Genomic DNA, 16,763 nt, shown 5'->3' with positions numbered 1-16,763 from the left:
ATGTTTTTGCCCTCCTCTATCAAATATTTTATAAAACACATTTGTGATAAATATTGTTACATACTTTTATTACACTCATTATTCGAGTCATCTAGACAAAAATTGATTATCTGAAATTAAAAGCTGCTGAATTGGACATGTTAAGAACTGATTTACAAAACCTTAACTTTGGATTAATGAGGGATTAACATTGACTGATTATGATTAAACCGTAACAAACAGCAATGAACATTAAAAATCACACATTAAATGGAGGTACTTTTTATGAAATACACATTCAAGAAGAATTGTTACAAGTCTATTCAAGCTGTGATGTTAGGAGTGAGTGTACTAGGATTAGCTGCATGTGGAGCTACTAAAGAGGAGTCTACTCCAGTGGTTAAAGATCCAAGTTCGTTAACCCTGAAAGAAATTGAAACAAAGGCAAAAGAAGAGGGGACAATTAATAGTGTCGGTATGCCTGATTCATGGGCTAACTGGGGAGAAACTTGGAATGAAGTGATGGAAAAATATACATTGGAACACAATGATACAGATTTATCCAGTGCCGAAGAGATTGCCAAAATGGAATCTGAAGGAGAGAATGCAACAGCTGATATCGGCGATGTAGGGATTTCCTTTGGGCCGATAGCGGAACAGAAAGAATTAACAATACCATATAAAACTTCCTATTGGGATGAGGTACCTGACTGGGCAAAAGATGACAACGGAGATTGGGTTGTTGGCTACCAAGGAACGATTGCATTCTTTACTAATAAAGAATTAGTAGATAACCCGCCAACATCTTGGGATGACATATTAAAAGGAGATTATAAAGTAACAGTTGGAGATGTTCAGCGTGGTACACAGAACCAAATGGCAGTTCTTGCTGCCGCTATCGCTTACGGCGGTGATGAAACAAATCTCCAACCAGGAATTGACTATTTTGCTAAGCTTGCTAAACAAGGTCGTCTTAGCCTAACTGATGCTAAGCCCGCTAACATCGAAAAAGGGGAAGTGGAAGTTGCCCTTGTTTGGGATTTCAATGCACTTGGTTACGCTGATCAAATTAACCGCGATCAATTTGAAGTCAGCATTCCAAGTGAAGGTTCAGTCGTAAGCGGCTACGCAACAATTATTAACAAATATGCAAAGCATCCGCACGCGGCGATGGCAACTAGAGAATATATCTTGAGCGATGAGGGACAAATTAACTTAGCTAAAGGATTTGCTCGTCCAATTCGCGAAGTGGAACTACCGAAAGAAGTGGCTGAAAAAATGGTACCAGAAGAACAGTACAAAAATGCAAAACCAATTGAAGACTACAAAGCTTGGGAAGAAACGGCAAAAAATTTACCACAGCTTTGGCAAGAAGAGGTGTTAGTTCATGTCAAATAAAGTAATTGCAATTGTTGTTGATGGTATGAGATATGACAAAGCATGTGAGGCTCTTGGATACATTCAACATCTAGTTGAAACAAATCAGGCAGCACTTTATAAAGTAAAGTCGGAACTCCCAAGTCTTTCCCGTCCATTATATGAAGTGTTACTAACGGGTACACCAGCATCAGTGAACGGAATTACGTCTAATCAAGCCGTTCGCTTATCTTCTGAGAAAAGTCTTTTTCATCTTACAAAAGAAAACGGCTTAAGAAATGGAACAGCATCTTATTACTGGGTAAGTGAACTTTATAATCGCGCGCCATTCGATTTTATGGAAGATCGTGAGCAAGAGGATGAGACTAAGCCGATTCAATATGGAAAATTTTATTGGGATGATGACTATCCTGACAGTCATGTATTAATGGATGCAGAAGCATTGCGGAGAAAGTATGACCCTCACTTTATATATATTCATCCGCTCGGTGTAGATGTAAAAGGAGAAATTTTCGGTTCGGAATCGAAAGAATATCGTGAACAAATCTTAAAAATGGGAAGCTTGTTGGCACAACTTTTGCCAATTTGGATCAAAGAAGGTTACCACATTTTAATTACATCTGATCATGGCATGAGTGAATATGGGAACCATGGCGGCATAACTGATGGTGAGCGTGATGTACCGCTCTTTATTATTAGTCCAAAAGTTGAGCCTGGCGTTTATAGTGAAGTGGTTCCGCAATTAGCTTTTGCACCGCTCGTTTGTGAACTTTTAAATATTGAGCCGTCCAATAAAATGATTTCATATCAATTGCCAGGTCTCAAAGGAAAAAATACCCTTTAAGAAAGATACACATTATTCAACATTAAAATGAAGAATGACAGTTGACAGGAATTGGTTTAATGAACGTACTGTTAAACCAATTCCCAAATTGTTGGTGAACATAAAGGAGCGAGAAGTCTTGCGAAAAATAAAAAAACAAAAAATTTACTTATTAGCTCTTTTACTGCCATTTATTATGTTTGTGATTGGATTTGAAATAGGACCATTAGTGGCAATGATTAAAAATAGTTTTTATGCAGACAATGGAATTCAAGTTACGATTAATCAATATATCACCATATTTAAAAGTAAATTTTACTTACAGGCCATTCAAAATAGCCTTGTCATTTCCTTATTTTCTGCTGTAGTTTCTGTGATTATAGCAGTCATTGCAGCCTATTCGATTACAAAGTTCTCACAAAAAATACAAAATCGCATTCTAATGATTACCAATATGACTTCGAACTTTGAGGGGATACCCCTTTCATTTTCATATATTATTTTACTTGGAAACAATGGGTTGTTTACGTTGCTCTTTTCAAAGATTGGTTGGGATGTGTTTGCGGATTTTAATTTATATTCATGGACAGGCCTCATTCTTGTTTATGTTTATTTTCAAATTCCGCTTGCTGTTATGCTCATCTACCCGTCTTATCAAGGAATTAAGAAACAATGGAAAGAAGCCTCTTCGTTGTTAGGAGGGTCAACATCATCATTTTGGCTTCACATTGGGATTCCAGTTCTTTTACCTAGTATTGTAGGTACATTCAGTATTTTGTTTGCTAATGCGATGGGAGCTTACGCTACAGCCTATGCATTAGTCGGCAGCAACTATAACTTATTGTCATTGCAAATTGCCTCTCTAGTTGCTAGTGACGTTGCACTAAAGCCGCAGCTAGGTAGTGCGTTGGGAGTTCTTCTAGCAGCGACTATGATAGGGGCGATGTGGTTTAATGGACGAATGATGCGCCGCATTAGGAGGGATTTAAAATGAAATCTTCATTAACTATTCATAAAGTGATTGTTGGATTATTAGTAATTTATTTATTAATTCCTCTTGTAGGGACATTTTTATTCTCGATTGCCGGTAAATGGGATCATACCATTTTACCTGAGAGTTATACTATGAAATGGTATATTGAATTATTTCAAGATGAACGGTTTTATGATGCTTTTCGACGAACACTGTTTTTAATTGTCATGTCTGTAGGTCTTAGTGTTGTTATTATGCTTCCGACTATCTTCATCATCACGGTATATTTCAGTAAATGGGAAGGATTACTTCAAGCGGTAGCAATGCTTCCTTATGGAATTCCTCCCATTGTTGGAGCTGTTGGATTAATCAAGGTATATTCAGATGGACCGATTCAAATTGCTGGAACACCTTGGATTTTAATCGGCGCTTATTTTATAACGATTCTTCCATTTATGTATCAAGGTATTCGTAACAGTCTTCGTACGCTAAATGCTGTGCAGCTTGTTGATGCTGCTGAACTACTCGGTGCTACAAAATTCCAGGCGTTTCGCACTGTGGTGTTTCCAAATATTATATCTGGTATTTTAGTGTCTACCTTATTATCAGTCGCTCTTTTATTTAGTGAGTTTGCTTTTGCCAATTTGCTTGTCGGGGGCCGATTTGAAACTCTTCAAATTTATCTTGCTGACAAATTAAACAGCAGTGGTCACTTAACAAGTGCAATTGTTATTACTTATTATTCAATGATTTTACTATTAACGGGGACTGTACTAAAACTTACGTTTAGAAACGAAAAATATCCTGTAGTGTCAAATAAGAAGCGAATTCTTTCATTTTTTAGAAAACAATATAGTCATAAAAATACTACTTTAGAAGGTGAAAAATAATGAGCTATGTAACTATTGATCAAGTGACTAAGGGGTATGAAAATCAAGTCGTTTTAAATGACATTTCTTTAGTATTAAAAAAAGGAGAATTTGCTACACTTCTTGGGCAAAGCGGATGCGGAAAAAGTACATTATTACGTTCGATTGCGGGGCTCGAAGACGTAGATTTAGGAAGAATCTTAATTGATGGAAAAGATATTACTAATTTATCACCGCGTCAGCGTGAAGTCGGTATGGTATTTCAGTCTTATGCGCTTTTCCCAAATATGAACGTTTTTGACAATATTGCGTACGGCCTTAAAATGAAGAAGATTAAAAATATTAAATCAAGAGTTAAAAAGATGATTGAAATGGTTGATTTAATAGGAAAAGAAGAGTCTTATCCTCATCAGTTATCTGGCGGGCAACAGCAGAGGGTTGCTCTTGCCCGTGCACTTGTCATGGAGCCGAAAGTACTGCTTTTGGATGAGCCGTTAAGCGCATTGGATGCAAAAATTAGAAAAAATTTGCAAAAAGAATTAAAGAGAATACAGAAAGAATTAGATATTACAACTATTTTTGTTACTCATGATCAGGAAGAAGCAATGACGATGTCTGATCGAATTTTTGTCATGAATAAAGGACAAGTTGTACAATCCGGTTCTCCATCAGAAATTTATACTTCTCCAGTCAATACATTCGTTGCAAAATTTATCGGTAATTACAATGTTTGTAATATGGAAGCTTTCCGTAAACTTGTTCGCAGCACAGAATTAAAAGGGAATGAAGTCGCCATTCGTCCTGAAGTTTTACAATTAGTTTCTGTTGGTGAGGATAGCTTGGATTTACAAGAGAACTGGGTAATTAAAGGTATTATTAAAGATGTTTCCATGACAGGTAATGTTTTAAGATATGAAGTAGAAACAGAGGAGTCCGTATTCCTTGTAGACTATCTTCACCACCGTGGGAATATGTTTGAGCAAGGAGCACGCGTTCATATTCTTGTACCAAAGAAAGAATGTATTATTTTATAAATTATTAATGATCACGGGGGAAGAAATATGTCTGTTTTACCAGAAGAAAGAAAGAATGAAATTTTAAAAGAACTTAATAAAATGGGAAAAGTAAAAGTTATGGAATTAGTTGATCAATTTAATGTTTCAGAGGAAACGATTCGACGCGATTTGATGATATTAGAGGAAAAAGGACTTTTAAAAAGGGTGTACGGTGGAGCGATTAAAACAGTCTTTGAATTTGAGGAGCCACCATTTACACAGCGTACAACGGTAAACCAAGAAGCGAAAGTCAAGGTTGCAAAAAAAGCAGCAGAACTCATTTCTAACGGAGATGTGATTGCGATCGATGTAGGGACAACCATGCTTGAATTTGCGCAGTGTATTGAAAATAAAAAAGATATTACGATTTTAACTAATTCTCTTCCTGTGTCGTTTGTGTTAACCGAAATGCTCAATCAAAATAAGTTTACAGGACAAATCCTATTACTAGGAGGACAAATTGAACCAAAGCATCAATCTATAAGTGGCGGTATCACTGAACAAATGTTAAATCAATTTAATATTGATAAAGCGTTCATTTCAGCCGGGGGTGTTTCCATTCAAAGTGGGGTTAGTAATTATCATTTACATGAAACATTAGTTTCACGCAAGATGGTCGAGGTATCAAAGCAAGTTATATTGCTAACGGATTACTCTAAAATTGGTGTTGACACATTTTGTAAAGTTTGTCCTCTAGATAAAGTCGATGTGATTGTCTGCGAGCAACCATTTCCAGAGGAATGGAGAAATCATTCGAAATTAGAGGAAGTCAATTGGATTCAAGCATAGTCATTCCATAAAGGTCCATATCGAGATGAAAGAGGGTGTTCTCTCTCTTTTTGATTAACTTTTATTGATAGCGCATGTAAAAAGCTAGAAAGAAAATTTAATAGATAGAATGTGAAAAGGAGCTATATAGAATGAGTTTCATTGCGATAGATTTAGACGGAACATTATTAAACGACCAGAATGAAATTAGTGAAGAAAATATAAAGGCGATTCAATATGCCCAAGATAGAGGCTTTGAAGTAGTTATTTCAACAGGACGGGCTTATTTTGACGTTCAAACAATTTGTGAAAAGGCCGGGATTTCCCCATTTGTAATCGGGACAAATGGTGCAACCATTCATTCAAAAAGCGCAAAGTGCATTTCTTCTATTACGTTAACTAAAGATCGTGTCCAATCTATTCTCCAATGGTTAGATGAACGTAATTATTATTACGAAGTGTTTACTGAGAAAGCCATTTATACTCTTAATAAGAGAAGAGAACAATTCTCTGATGAGATTAAAAACTTGAAAAGCGAAGATTTGAATTCAGATATGAAAGAATTAGTTGAAGTAGCGGAAAGGCAATTTGACCAGTTTGGATATGTTTTAGTTGAAAACTATCAAGATATCTTAAAACAGAAAGAAGAATTCTATAACATTTTAGCATGTTCTTTTGATAAAAAGAAACTAGAGGAAGCATGGAACCAATTCAAAAAGTTTGATGAGTTGATGGTTGTTTCATCTGCTGATCATAACATTGAAATTACTAGTAAAAGAGCTTCAAAAGGAATGGCCCTTGAAAAATTAGCTTTCTTGATGAATGGCTCCTTAGATCAGGCTATGGCAATCGGGGACAGTAACAATGATTTATCCATGTTCCAAAAAGTTGGATACAGCGTAGCGATGGGAAATGCGAAAGATGTCATAAAAGCTGTTTGTACAACGACAACTCTAAAAAATAATGAAAATGGGGTAGCTCATGCAATTTATCGATATATGGAGAACTTCGTGGTTCAAAAATAAGTGACAATGCCGAAGGAGACATCGATATAACGGCATGGATATAAAGTAATGGTAAGACAATTGGAAAATGTCTGGGTGATTCTATGTTGTTTCTCCATAAGTATCAGCAACATCTCATAGGAATTCAGGATATAAAAAAATCCGCCCCTAGAGTCAGGAATTTATCAAAAAAATATTTATTTGGCCTCGTTTGCACGCACGCGAGGCCACTGAAAAAGTATTATTCTAATAAATTTTCTATCAAATAGTCGTTAAGAGAATTTATCGCTTTGGCATTCGCTTTCCGCGGGCGAGCGACGAGCCTCCTCCTTCGTGCGGGGTCTCGTCTGTCTCGCTTTCCCGCAGGAGTCTCATGCGTCGCGCTAAATTCTCTTAAATAAATTAAGCAAATAGTTCCTACAAAAATATTAAATAGAGTTTTTCAGTGGCCTCCACGCACGCTGGAACTGGGCATAATTGTAATATCGAAAAAAAGAAAAGAGCGTGTTTTGAAATGTAAAATCAAAACACGCTCTTTAACTAATAATTCTAATTGGGTACCAAGTAAAATTGAAGTTGGTCTTGGTATCTACATCAGTTTTGAAATAAACATTGTTGCAATACCAAAGTAAATAAGCAATGATAATATATCATTTACTGTAGTAATTAATGGACCAGAAGCCACTGCTGGATCGATCTTAAGTTTATATAAAATTAGAGGAATGATGGTTCCTGCTAAAGTCCCGATAATTAGAGTAATAAATAATGAGCTTCCAACTACAAAACCAAGAACATGTTTTCCTTGCCATACAAAAGCAATAATAGATATTAATATTCCACATGTAATTCCTATTATTAATCCCACTTTTAATTCTCGAAGAATAAGCTTAAAAACGACATTATTATCTGTATCATTACTAATTAAACCTCTTACAACAACAGCTAAAGATTGAGTGCCAGTATTTCCAGTCATACCTGAAACCATTGGCATAAAGAAAGCAAGTGCAACCACATTGGACAATGTTTCAGAAAAACCACTGATAATAGTTCCAGATACTAATCCGATAAACAAAAGTAAAATAAGCCAAGGAAGTCGGCGATATGCTGCCACGTGTGCCTTAGTATCAAAATCAATAGCTTTACCAGATGCAGAAAGTTTTTCAATGTCTTCGTTTGCTTCCCTAATGACAACATCAATAATATCATCAACCGTTACAATTCCTACTAACTCACTATTACTTTCTATAACAGGAATGGATAGAAAATCATAACGCTCAATAACACGAGCTACTTCTTCTTGATCAGCATATGCAGAAACTGATATAACGCGACTATACATTATATCTTGAATTTTTTCGTATTCATCACTGATTATCAAATCTCGATAGGAGACAACACCAACTAATTTTTTATCATTATCAATTACGTATAGATAGTTAATCGATTCCGAGAACTCTGCAAATATTTTAAGTTTATCTACTGTTTCACGTACCGTATAGTGTTGTGGAATCCATACAAAACGGTTTGTCATTATTCTTCCCGCTGTCTCAGGAGGATAGTTCATAATATTTTGAACAATTTTAGATTCCTCTTGTTTCATAGATGAAAGAAGTTCTTCAATTTTATTAGGTGATAGGTTTTGTAACAATTAAGCTAGGTCATCGTTATCCATTAAATCCATTATTTGACCTGATTTTTCAATTCCTAACTTAGTAAGAATTATTAATTGATGTGCTTTTTCAAGTTCTTGAATTAACTCAGCGATTTGTTCTGGAGTAAGGAATATCAAAAATCGTGTATGATGTTTTTCTGGAAGGCACTCAAAAATTCTTGCAGTATCATAAGGTTGGAGTTCAGCTAACATTTCTTGAAATTCTTTATTTTTTCCTTCTTTTAATGCTTTTATAATTTGAAGAGTTATTTGGTCTTCTGTCATGTCTTGTATCATTTTCGACACTCCTTTTCGAGGAGTAAAAAAATATTTTTCGCAAATGAAATGACAAGAGCAAGAAAAATATTTTAAAATTCCCCTTTCTTAATCTTTGTACTTACTTGGAATTTATGCTTCGAGTCGGGTTCTGAATAGTTATCCATTACTCCTCACCTCCCAAAAAAATGAAAAACACCTTCATTACAAATGAAGGTGTTAGATACGGTATATATACATTACTCTGCATGCCAAAAATATTACAGAAAATCTGTTCCTCCATTCGTAGAGCTTTAGCACTGTGTGGCATAGGACAACGCCAGCTACATTAAAAACCACCTTATGTCGATAGTTTCTGTTGACCCATTGGCGTCTTTCGACATTTTTGTGCAGTAGCATATCTCCTACACAGGAGCCTCACCTAACGAGGATATTTAGTTTGCAAAACCACTCTAATGGAATATCCTGAAGAAGTCAACGGTTTATATTAATATTACTTCATTTTGACCAATGATTAAGTTTTCCCACTATATTGATTGACTCAAAACAACACTAGTGAAGGATTTTATAGGAATGATATCGTATATATATGTAGTGGATTATTATTTCATTTTTTACATACACCCTTTTTCCCCATATTACTGAAGCAAGGATGAGTTAACTATGCATCAATTTGTTATGATTAATAATAAGCGATTCGAGTTTGTACTTAAAGGAAAAAAAGGTACACCTATAGTTATACTAACCGGAATGGGTTGTTCTTTTGAAGAATGGTACGAGGTAACAGAATCTATTAGTGATACTAATAGAGTTATCATGTTTCATAGACCTGGACTTGGAGAAAGTGAAGTCAGTGAAAGGGAACGTAACACAATTCAAACAGTCGAAGAAACTAATATATTGTTAAAATTACTGGAAATTGAGGAACCAGTATTAATGGTAGGCCATTCGTATGGTGGATTGTGTGCACAGCATTTTGTGAAAATGTATCCTCAAAAAGTAAGAGGACTAGTCTTAGTAGATTCTACTTCAGAGGATTTAGAGATGTTAGATATGCTAGATTTACCAATAATAAATGAAGAATCATCAGATGAGGAATGGATTCGGAAATGTATGAGTTATTCTTTACTTACTAAGGAAGAATTAAGAAAAATAATTAATCCTACACTTACGAAAAAGCAAAAACTGCTACGACATGATGTTCAACAACACTTAATCGAATTTCAACTGAAACCTGAATTATATAAAACAATGAAGGCTGAAGTGGAAAACTGGAAGAAGGATGCGCAGATTATAAAGAGATTAGGTGGAATCAATGATATTCCCCTCGTGGTTATTGGGCGTGATAAGGACTATAATATCGAAATTGGGATTGAAGAAGGGTTACCAGAGTGGGAGATAAGATTATTTGAGAAAACTTGGCAAGAACTTATTAGGAAACAATGTAATCTGTCCCAAAATAGCGAGTTAATTTTTGCAAAACAATCTACTCATTCTATTTATCTTGATAGACCTGACATTTTGATAGAAGCAATAAATAAAGTACTTATATAGTATCTAATAATTTTCGAATCATTATGCCAATAGCTTATTGTTAAATACATAGTATGATAAAATATAAAATTTTAGTAAAATTAGGAATATATATATTACGATATTTGGAGGTACTCTATGAAAGCTATAATTTTTGACTTTGACGGCACTCTTGCTAATACTTTACCTATTTGTTATTACGCATTTCAACATGTTTTTAAACAATACGATAATAAAGACCTTACTTCTGAAGATATAAAAGCCATGTTTGGTCCTTCGGAGACAGGGATAATTAGAGAGAATCTTCTAGATCTAAACAAAGAACAAGCAATCGAAATGTATTATGAAAAGTATTTTGAAAAACATAAACAATTAGTTGAAAGAAATAGCGATATTGATGATTTATTAAGATATATAAAAGAAAAAGGTATTAAGCTCGGGATTGTTACAGGAAAGGCAAAAAGAAGCTTAGATATCTCGTTGAAAGCTCTGGATATGGAAGATCTGTTTGATGTAATAATAACTGGGGATGATGTAATAGATCCGAAACCCCATCCAGAGGGAATAATAAAGGCATTAGCTCTTTTAGATGTACAAAAAGATGAAGCAATATTTGTAGGGGACAGTGAGGCAGATATACTAGCGGGAGTTCGTGCCGATGTTTATACGATTGGAGTACATTGGTTAGCAGATTATCAAACGCTTGATTTTATTACAAAGCCGAATTTAATAATGAAGGAAATAAAACAATTTAAACAAGTGCTAACTGAAACCACACTTCATTTTGGCATATGAATTATATAACGGATAGAACGTATGCAAAAGAATTATTGGAGCATGCTTACCAACAAAACCCTGGCCCTTGGTATAAACATTCACTGAATGTAGCAAAAGCTGCTGAAAACATCATGTTAGAACTAAAGATTAGAGGGTTTAATCTGGATTGTGACATTGCTTATAATGCGGGACTTTTACATGATATAGGTAGGTACAAGGGATTTACCAAATCTGTTATACACTCATATGACGGTTATGTTTACTTGGATGAACTTGGCTTTAAAGGGAATGCTATTATATGTGTGACACATTCTTTTCCTTGTGAAAATAACCATATAGAAAACTCTGCTGAATGGGAATATGTCCCACCATTTATGAAAGAAAAGCTAGTACAAGTATTAAAGGAGAACGCTAAATACGATATTTACAATAAGGTAATCACATTGTGCGATGCTTTAGCTGATGAAAACGGATTTACGACACTTGAAAAACGTCTTATTTCAGTTGGTTTAAGACATGGGACTAATTCATATACTGCGATCCGCTGGAAGGGTTTTTATAAGATAAAAAAAGAGATAGAATCATTAATTGATATGAGTATTTATTCGCTCCTTCCAGGTGTGGAAAAAACAATCTATACAAATATAGAATATTAATTAATTGGAGAGATTAAATGAAGTTAGCATGCTTACACGCACATTATTCGAATATTGATTACATAGAAAGTGCCCTTTCATCAGATCAGATTGAATTAATTCATTTTGTAGATCCTGGATTAATGAACCTTTTAACAAGTGATGGAAGACTACAGAAATTCGAAGCTCAAAATAAGGTTAACGAACAAATTGAATGGATTGCCAAAAGTAATATAGATGCAATTCTTATCACTTGTACGAACTACATTGCTTTATTAAACGATAGTCAACTTTCGGAATCCATCCCGATAATAAAAATTGATGAGCCTTTTTTTGAAGTAATTTGTAATATAAAGGATTCTCAGGTGATTTTTTTTACAAATGCTGCAACTGTTTCAGGTACAATGGAGCGACTGCATCAGTATGCCAAATCTCATCAAAAAGAATTAGATGTGGAAGCTTTTGTTATTGATAATGCATTTGAATTGTTAATGCGAGGACTAAAAGAAGAATACAATCAAGAAGTTTCCAAGTCCTTGAAAAATGCTATTAAGGACGGAAAGAAAGTGATCTCCGTTGCCCAATTATCAATGGTACAAGCATCTACAAATGTAGAGAATGAGACTTCAACAATTATTATTAATCCATTAAATGCCTTGGTTACTCATTTTACTACTTGAGTGCGCAACAGCCCAACTGATAATAGATAGTACATCTCGTTAATGAAACGAAAGTACGATAATAAACAAATTAACCCCATCTACATACAGATGGGGTTATTTCCAATAATGTAATTGTTATTCTATTAATAGAATGTTCACCCCTTCATAAAGTAGACCAGTTTAACTAAACAAACAGTTCTTCACCTAAAAAGTCAAAAAATCCTGGACAGTCGTGATTAATATTATTTTTAATGATTTTAATAATACGCTCTATTAAATCTTGTTCGAGGTCTTCACGGTAGTCATCGCTTGTTTGAAATAATACACTCTTCAGCTTTGGTTCTAGTTGTTTCAAAATTGACAGGATATCATATTCGTCCACTTTATTTTCCTCCTTTCTTTTTTTCTACTGTGTTGTTCACCGAGTTTTCCATACTATGAATGGCGTTTACAATGGAGTCTATTTTATTCTCAAAACGATGCAATAGATAAATGGTAACTACAATTGGAAATCCAAAGTTGCCAATTAATTGTACGATGTTCCCTGCATCAATCATAAGTAAGCTCCTTTCTTATATATTTAATTACATTTCTTCTTGTCTTTGAGACTGCTTGAGGTGTAATACCTAAATACTGACCAATTTCTTTATCAGTCATTTGCCTAACGAAAACAAGTGAAAGTATTTCTTTTTGCCTACCTGTAAGATTTCTTAAACAATTAAATAGTTTATCGTTTGATATATGGTCCAAAATATCTTCAGATAGACCAAGTGAATCTGAAAAAGATTTCTCGTAGTAAATTGGGGAAATATCTATATTATCCGTAAGGGTAAGTTGGTACCGATTTCTATGATCGCGAACTTTTCTATCAAAATGTTTACTTTCATAGTGCACTACCTTTATTAGATAGGATAAAATTCTAAAGTTTTGATAAAATTTCTTAAATTTATTATCAATTATTAATTTTATTTCTTCTGAATTAGTAGCATGATACTCTTCAAGAAGTGCTCTGTTTGCAGGACATTTTAGGAACTCTTGAACTACTTTTAGTTTTTCCGGATTCATTTTATCACTCCTCCACAGAAAAGAATCTACGTTCTGATTTTGGCGTGTGAAAAATAATGGGTTATTTTCTGGATTAAAGATTTATCTTGTCCTATAAAGGGGATTTATTTGATCATTTGACAACCACTTTAAAAATAAATCTTATTTAAGTTCAATAAATGGAATAGGGGCATATTTGCTCTAAATTAAATAGGAGGTTTACTTGTCCGATAGGCAAAATCAGTTATGAATTAATTGGTAAATAATTAAATATCTTTCCTAAATTTTACTAAAATTTATCCTTTTTTAGTACAAAAATAGGTTGGGAAATTTCTCTATATTTTTACCTTTATCCTCACTTAATTAATTCATATTTCTCGAAAGAAGGAAATTTTAATAATTCATAATAAATTTAGGATGTTTTGCATATAAATGTATTATATTTATCATTAACAGTTCTTAGACCTGTACGAACTGTCACAATATGTCGAACGATTGATAAAGGTATTTTTACTTTGTTAACGAATTAATACATGTACTACATTCATAGAGGTGGGGAAAAATGAGTAGTATAGGATATATCATCAAACAGGAGAGATTAAACCAGAATATTAAACAGACTGTATTGGCAAAAGGTATCTGTTCTACATCCTATCTCAGCAAAATTGAAAATAATTCAACTGTTCCAAGTGAGGAAGTCATAAATTTATTACTGGATAGGCTAAATTTAGAGATAACAAAAGTGTCAAACGAAGAGGAAAATAAGTTTTTAGAAGATATTTTTGAACTGTATAAAAATGGAGTTATTCTGAGAGATAAGAAGATAATCAAAGAATCCTTGCGAAGATTCTCTGTCCAAAAGATATATTTGTTACAATTGAGCAATTTTTATACTTATAACCTCTTTATGTTTCGACTGATGTTAATATTGAATGAAAAGATTGAGAACTTACAATCGACATATGATGTTATAAAAAAAATGGAACATCATTTCGACGACAAGCAAAGATTTATAAGTAATTTAAATCTAAGTCTGTACTATTATTTAAATGGTGATTATTATAAAGCATTAAACCAATTAGAGGGCACAAGGAAATTAATGAATAATATATCAATTGAGGAATGGGAGGTGGCAGATTATCACAATATTTTGAGCTTGATTTATTTCAAATGTAATGAACTCTTTAACACGATTAATCATGCATCAAAATCACTAATGTACTATAAAGATAATTTGTTATTTGAAAGAGCTATTGATAGTTATATCGTTATGGGTATGGCGCACAAAAAAATGAGGAGATACGAAGAAGCAGAGAAGAACTATTATTTAGCCAAAAAACTTGTGAAAGATTATAAAGTGTCTAATTATGAGGGAATGATCTATCAAAACATTGGTTCATTGCATGCAATCCAGGAGAGTCATGATAAGGCAATTGAGTATTATAAGCTCAGTCTAAAGAGCAAGGAAGATAACAATAATGTGGAAGGATATTTAATAACTATTCTTTCTATTATTAAGGAGTATTCCAAGCAAGCTGATCATGAAGCGGTCCTTAGATGGTGTAAAAAAGGTCTTGAAGCTATAGAGGAAGTAAAGCATAAAATTAATATTGAAACTGATTCCTATTATTGGCACTTTGAAATATATAGGGCTCTTCATTCATTAACAAATGACCTTGAGTCGGTACTAAAGAAAAGTATAAATTTTTTCGAAATGGTTCATGATGATCGCCATGTACAAAAGTATTCTATTTTATTAGCAAATTACTATTTTGAACAAAATAAGTTTAAAGCAGCTAGTTTGTATTATCAAAAATCCAATCAAGTTTTGTTCAAACAAAATTTTATTAAGAAATGGGAGGATTTCTGAAATGAAAAAGAAAAACTTATTAATATGTTTAACTTTAGCTTTCCTATTGACGTTAAGTTTTACACCGAAAGCGAGTAAATTTGCTGAAGAAGAAGCGCCTAGACCAACATCTATAGACAAATCTTTCTTTTAATAGAAAGTTATAGAGATCTAGTATTTGTATAGTACTCATCAGCTTCAAGGTATTTGAAGCTGATGAGTGTCTTTAACTTTGCAATGAAAATAGTACTTAAGTTAGTTTTTACATGTATTGATGGAAATATCGATCTATAAAAGGAGATGGTAAAAGGTTTGGAATTAACTAAAATCCGAAAAACGATTTGGTTTTCGATTTCTTTAGGTACAACAGCATTACTATTAACTAGTGCCAGTATTCCAAGTATTTTTGGTTCCCAATTAGGTTTGAATCCTTTTCATGTTTTAAAAATAGTCGCTCTAATATCTTTCGTAACGGCTTTCGGGAATTATATTAAATTTAAAAGACTTAAACCGGAAAGAAAACAAATTCTTTTGTAATGCAGTTCAATATATGGTGACCTTGTTTTGACAATTATTCTTTCAAAATGAGGTTCTTTCTTTATTTAAGTGGGGTGATTTACATTTGAAAAAAACAACTTTATATAAAGAGACAAAAAATCTTATCATTAGACCGTTTTTAGTAGAAGATTATGCTAATTGGTATTCGGGATTCAACAATCGTCTACCATCTCAATATAAATACGATGATGGACAATCAAATATGTCCAATTACTCAAAAGAATGGTTTACCAATTGGATTGAAGGATTTCAACAAGCTTCTGAGAGAGATGAAATGTACAATTTAGGATTATTTCGAAAAGAAGATGGTGTTAATGAGGTAAAGTAGAACTATTTACAATTTTAAGAATGGATTACCAGTGGGCAATGATGGGATATTCCATACATAATCAGTTTTGGAAAAATGGATATGGTTTGGAAAGTGTAAAAGCAGCAACTGAATTATTCTTTTTTGAATTGAACTTTCACCGTATTGAATTACATATTAATACCGATAATGTACCATCCAAAAAATTAGCAGAGCGAGCTGGTTTTAAATTTGAATGTAAGAGAGAACGATTTTCTTTAGAAAAAGAGGAATGGACGGACATGCTAATTTATTATCAAAATAGAAATTAACTTGCCTAAATTGTATGTAGAATTATGGAATGACTTAAATAAGGTATGCTGTATTCACGTTTTTAATAATACTGGAAATGCACCTTCAATTTGATTGACAATGAGTGTAGCTTTATGATAAATTTATCCACAATAAAACCATACAAATTCGTTGATGAGAAAAAGTAATTTGTGAAACTGTTCTAAAGAGAGCCGGTAGATGCTGAAAGCCGGTGTTCAGATCCCAAGTGAAAATCCTCTCTGAGAAGTCGAGCTGAATTAAAGTAAGTGAGACCGGGTGTCTACCGTTAAAAGGAACGCGTATGATAGTAC

At 33.6% G+C, this 16,763-nt stretch carries 16 protein-coding genes, 3 pseudogenes, 1 riboswitch and 1 other annotated feature (1 of these 21 cut by a window edge); of the genes and pseudogenes, 15 read left to right on the top strand and 4 right to left on the bottom strand.

Annotation, left to right across the window (positions count from 1 at the left end):
* Positions 1-264: 264 nt before the first annotated feature.
* The 7 genes and pseudogenes from FG384_RS05985 (at position 265) to FG384_RS05955 (ending at position 6,869) form a co-directional block, all read left to right on the top strand.
* Positions 265-1,377 (top strand): ABC transporter substrate-binding protein, encoded by a 1,113-nt coding sequence (locus tag FG384_RS05985; RefSeq protein WP_142641683.1) that lies wholly within the window; start codon positions 265-267, stop codon positions 1,375-1,377.
* The gene (locus tag FG384_RS05980) at positions 1,367-2,200 is read left to right on the top strand and encodes an alkaline phosphatase family protein (RefSeq protein WP_142641682.1); all 834 of its coding nucleotides are present in this window, start codon (positions 1,367-1,369) and stop codon (positions 2,198-2,200) included. Before FG384_RS05985 ends, FG384_RS05980 begins: the two co-directional genes overlap by 11 nt.
* Before the next feature lie 706 nt (positions 2,201-2,906).
* A pseudogene (locus tag FG384_RS20420) lies at positions 2,907-3,029 on the top strand (ABC transporter permease); the annotation flags it as partial.
* Between the two features lie 140 nt (positions 3,030-3,169).
* Complete coding sequence (locus FG384_RS05970) at positions 3,170-4,042, top strand: ABC transporter permease (protein ID WP_142641680.1); 873 nt, start codon at positions 3,170-3,172, stop codon at positions 4,040-4,042.
* Complete coding sequence (locus FG384_RS05965; protein ID WP_142641679.1) at positions 4,042-5,055, top strand: ABC transporter ATP-binding protein; 1,014 nt, start codon at positions 4,042-4,044, stop codon at positions 5,053-5,055. Before FG384_RS05970 ends, FG384_RS05965 begins: the two co-directional genes overlap by 1 nt.
* A 27-nt stretch (positions 5,056-5,082) precedes the next feature.
* Positions 5,083-5,865 carry a DeoR/GlpR family DNA-binding transcription regulator gene (locus FG384_RS05960; RefSeq protein WP_142641678.1) on the top strand — a complete coding sequence of 261 codons (783 nt, stop codon included), beginning with the start codon at positions 5,083-5,085 and terminating at the stop codon, positions 5,863-5,865.
* 131 nt (positions 5,866-5,996) lie between these two features.
* Positions 5,997-6,869 (top strand): Cof-type HAD-IIB family hydrolase, encoded by an 873-nt coding sequence (locus tag FG384_RS05955; RefSeq protein WP_142641677.1) that lies wholly within the window; start codon positions 5,997-5,999, stop codon positions 6,867-6,869.
* Between the two features lie 568 nt (positions 6,870-7,437).
* Here the strand turns inward: FG384_RS05955 and mgtE are convergent.
* Positions 7,438-8,796 (bottom strand): annotated as a pseudogene (gene mgtE, locus FG384_RS05950) (magnesium transporter).
* A gap of 249 nt (positions 8,797-9,045) precedes the next feature.
* A riboswitch (M-box (ykoK) riboswitch) is annotated at positions 9,046-9,211 on the bottom strand.
* Positions 9,212-9,438: 227 nt separating this feature from the next.
* On the opposite strand from mgtE, the gene FG384_RS05945 reads away from it, so the two are divergent.
* The 4 genes from FG384_RS05945 (at position 9,439) to FG384_RS05930 (ending at position 12,400) form a co-directional block, all read left to right on the top strand.
* Positions 9,439-10,329, top strand: a complete 891-nt coding sequence (locus FG384_RS05945) for an alpha/beta fold hydrolase (RefSeq protein WP_142641676.1) — start codon at positions 9,439-9,441, stop codon at positions 10,327-10,329.
* Positions 10,330-10,446: 117 nt separating this feature from the next.
* Positions 10,447-11,103, top strand: coding sequence for an HAD family hydrolase (locus tag FG384_RS05940; RefSeq protein WP_142641675.1), 657 nt, complete (start codon positions 10,447-10,449; stop codon positions 11,101-11,103).
* Positions 11,100-11,741, top strand: coding sequence for an HD domain-containing protein (locus FG384_RS05935; protein WP_142641674.1), 642 nt, complete (start codon positions 11,100-11,102; stop codon positions 11,739-11,741). Before FG384_RS05940 ends, FG384_RS05935 begins: the two co-directional genes overlap by 4 nt.
* 17 nt (positions 11,742-11,758) lie before the next feature.
* Positions 11,759-12,400, top strand: a complete 642-nt coding sequence (locus FG384_RS05930) for a hypothetical protein (protein ID WP_142641673.1) — start codon at positions 11,759-11,761, stop codon at positions 12,398-12,400.
* Positions 12,401-12,566: 166 nt separating this feature from the next.
* Here the strand turns inward: FG384_RS05930 and FG384_RS05925 are convergent, their stop codons facing one another.
* From FG384_RS05925 to FG384_RS05915, 3 genes are read right to left on the bottom strand one after another with little or no spacing between them, the layout of a single operon-like run.
* Positions 12,567-12,764, bottom strand: coding sequence for a hypothetical protein (locus tag FG384_RS05925; protein WP_142641672.1), 198 nt, complete (start codon positions 12,762-12,764; stop codon positions 12,567-12,569).
* 1 nt (position 12,765) lies between these two features.
* Positions 12,766-12,939, bottom strand: coding sequence for a YvrJ family protein (locus FG384_RS05920; RefSeq protein WP_142641671.1), 174 nt, complete (start codon positions 12,937-12,939; stop codon positions 12,766-12,768).
* On the bottom strand, positions 12,932-13,447 hold the full coding sequence (locus tag FG384_RS05915) for a sigma-70 family RNA polymerase sigma factor (RefSeq protein ID WP_142641670.1): 516 nt from the start codon (positions 13,445-13,447) through the stop codon (positions 12,932-12,934). Before FG384_RS05915 ends, FG384_RS05920 begins: the two co-directional genes overlap by 8 nt.
* A 541-nt stretch (positions 13,448-13,988) precedes the next feature.
* Between FG384_RS05915 and FG384_RS05910 the strand changes: the two genes are divergently transcribed.
* The 4 genes and pseudogenes from FG384_RS05910 (at position 13,989) to FG384_RS05900 (ending at position 16,451) form a co-directional block, all read left to right on the top strand.
* Positions 13,989-15,296 carry a helix-turn-helix domain-containing protein gene (locus tag FG384_RS05910; protein WP_142641669.1) on the top strand — a complete coding sequence of 436 codons (1,308 nt, stop codon included), beginning with the start codon at positions 13,989-13,991 and terminating at the stop codon, positions 15,294-15,296.
* A gap of 1 nt (position 15,297) precedes the next feature.
* Positions 15,298-15,429 (top strand): hypothetical protein, encoded by a 132-nt coding sequence (locus FG384_RS20280; protein ID WP_276612733.1) that lies wholly within the window; start codon positions 15,298-15,300, stop codon positions 15,427-15,429.
* A 158-nt stretch (positions 15,430-15,587) separates the two neighbouring features.
* Complete coding sequence (locus FG384_RS05905) at positions 15,588-15,812, top strand: hypothetical protein (RefSeq protein WP_142641668.1); 225 nt, start codon at positions 15,588-15,590, stop codon at positions 15,810-15,812.
* A gap of 85 nt (positions 15,813-15,897) precedes the next feature.
* Positions 15,898-16,451 (top strand): annotated as a pseudogene (locus tag FG384_RS05900) (GNAT family N-acetyltransferase).
* A 142-nt stretch (positions 16,452-16,593) separates the two neighbouring features.
* Positions 16,594-16,763 (top strand) — a binding site (T-box leader) (it continues 73 nt past the right edge of the window).

The organism is Psychrobacillus vulpis (assembly GCF_006861825.1).
GTDB lineage: Bacteria > Bacillota > Bacilli > Bacillales_A > Planococcaceae > Psychrobacillus > Psychrobacillus vulpis.
Note: the sequence above shows the minus strand (reverse complement) of the source record. Positions and strands in the feature narration are given on the sequence as shown.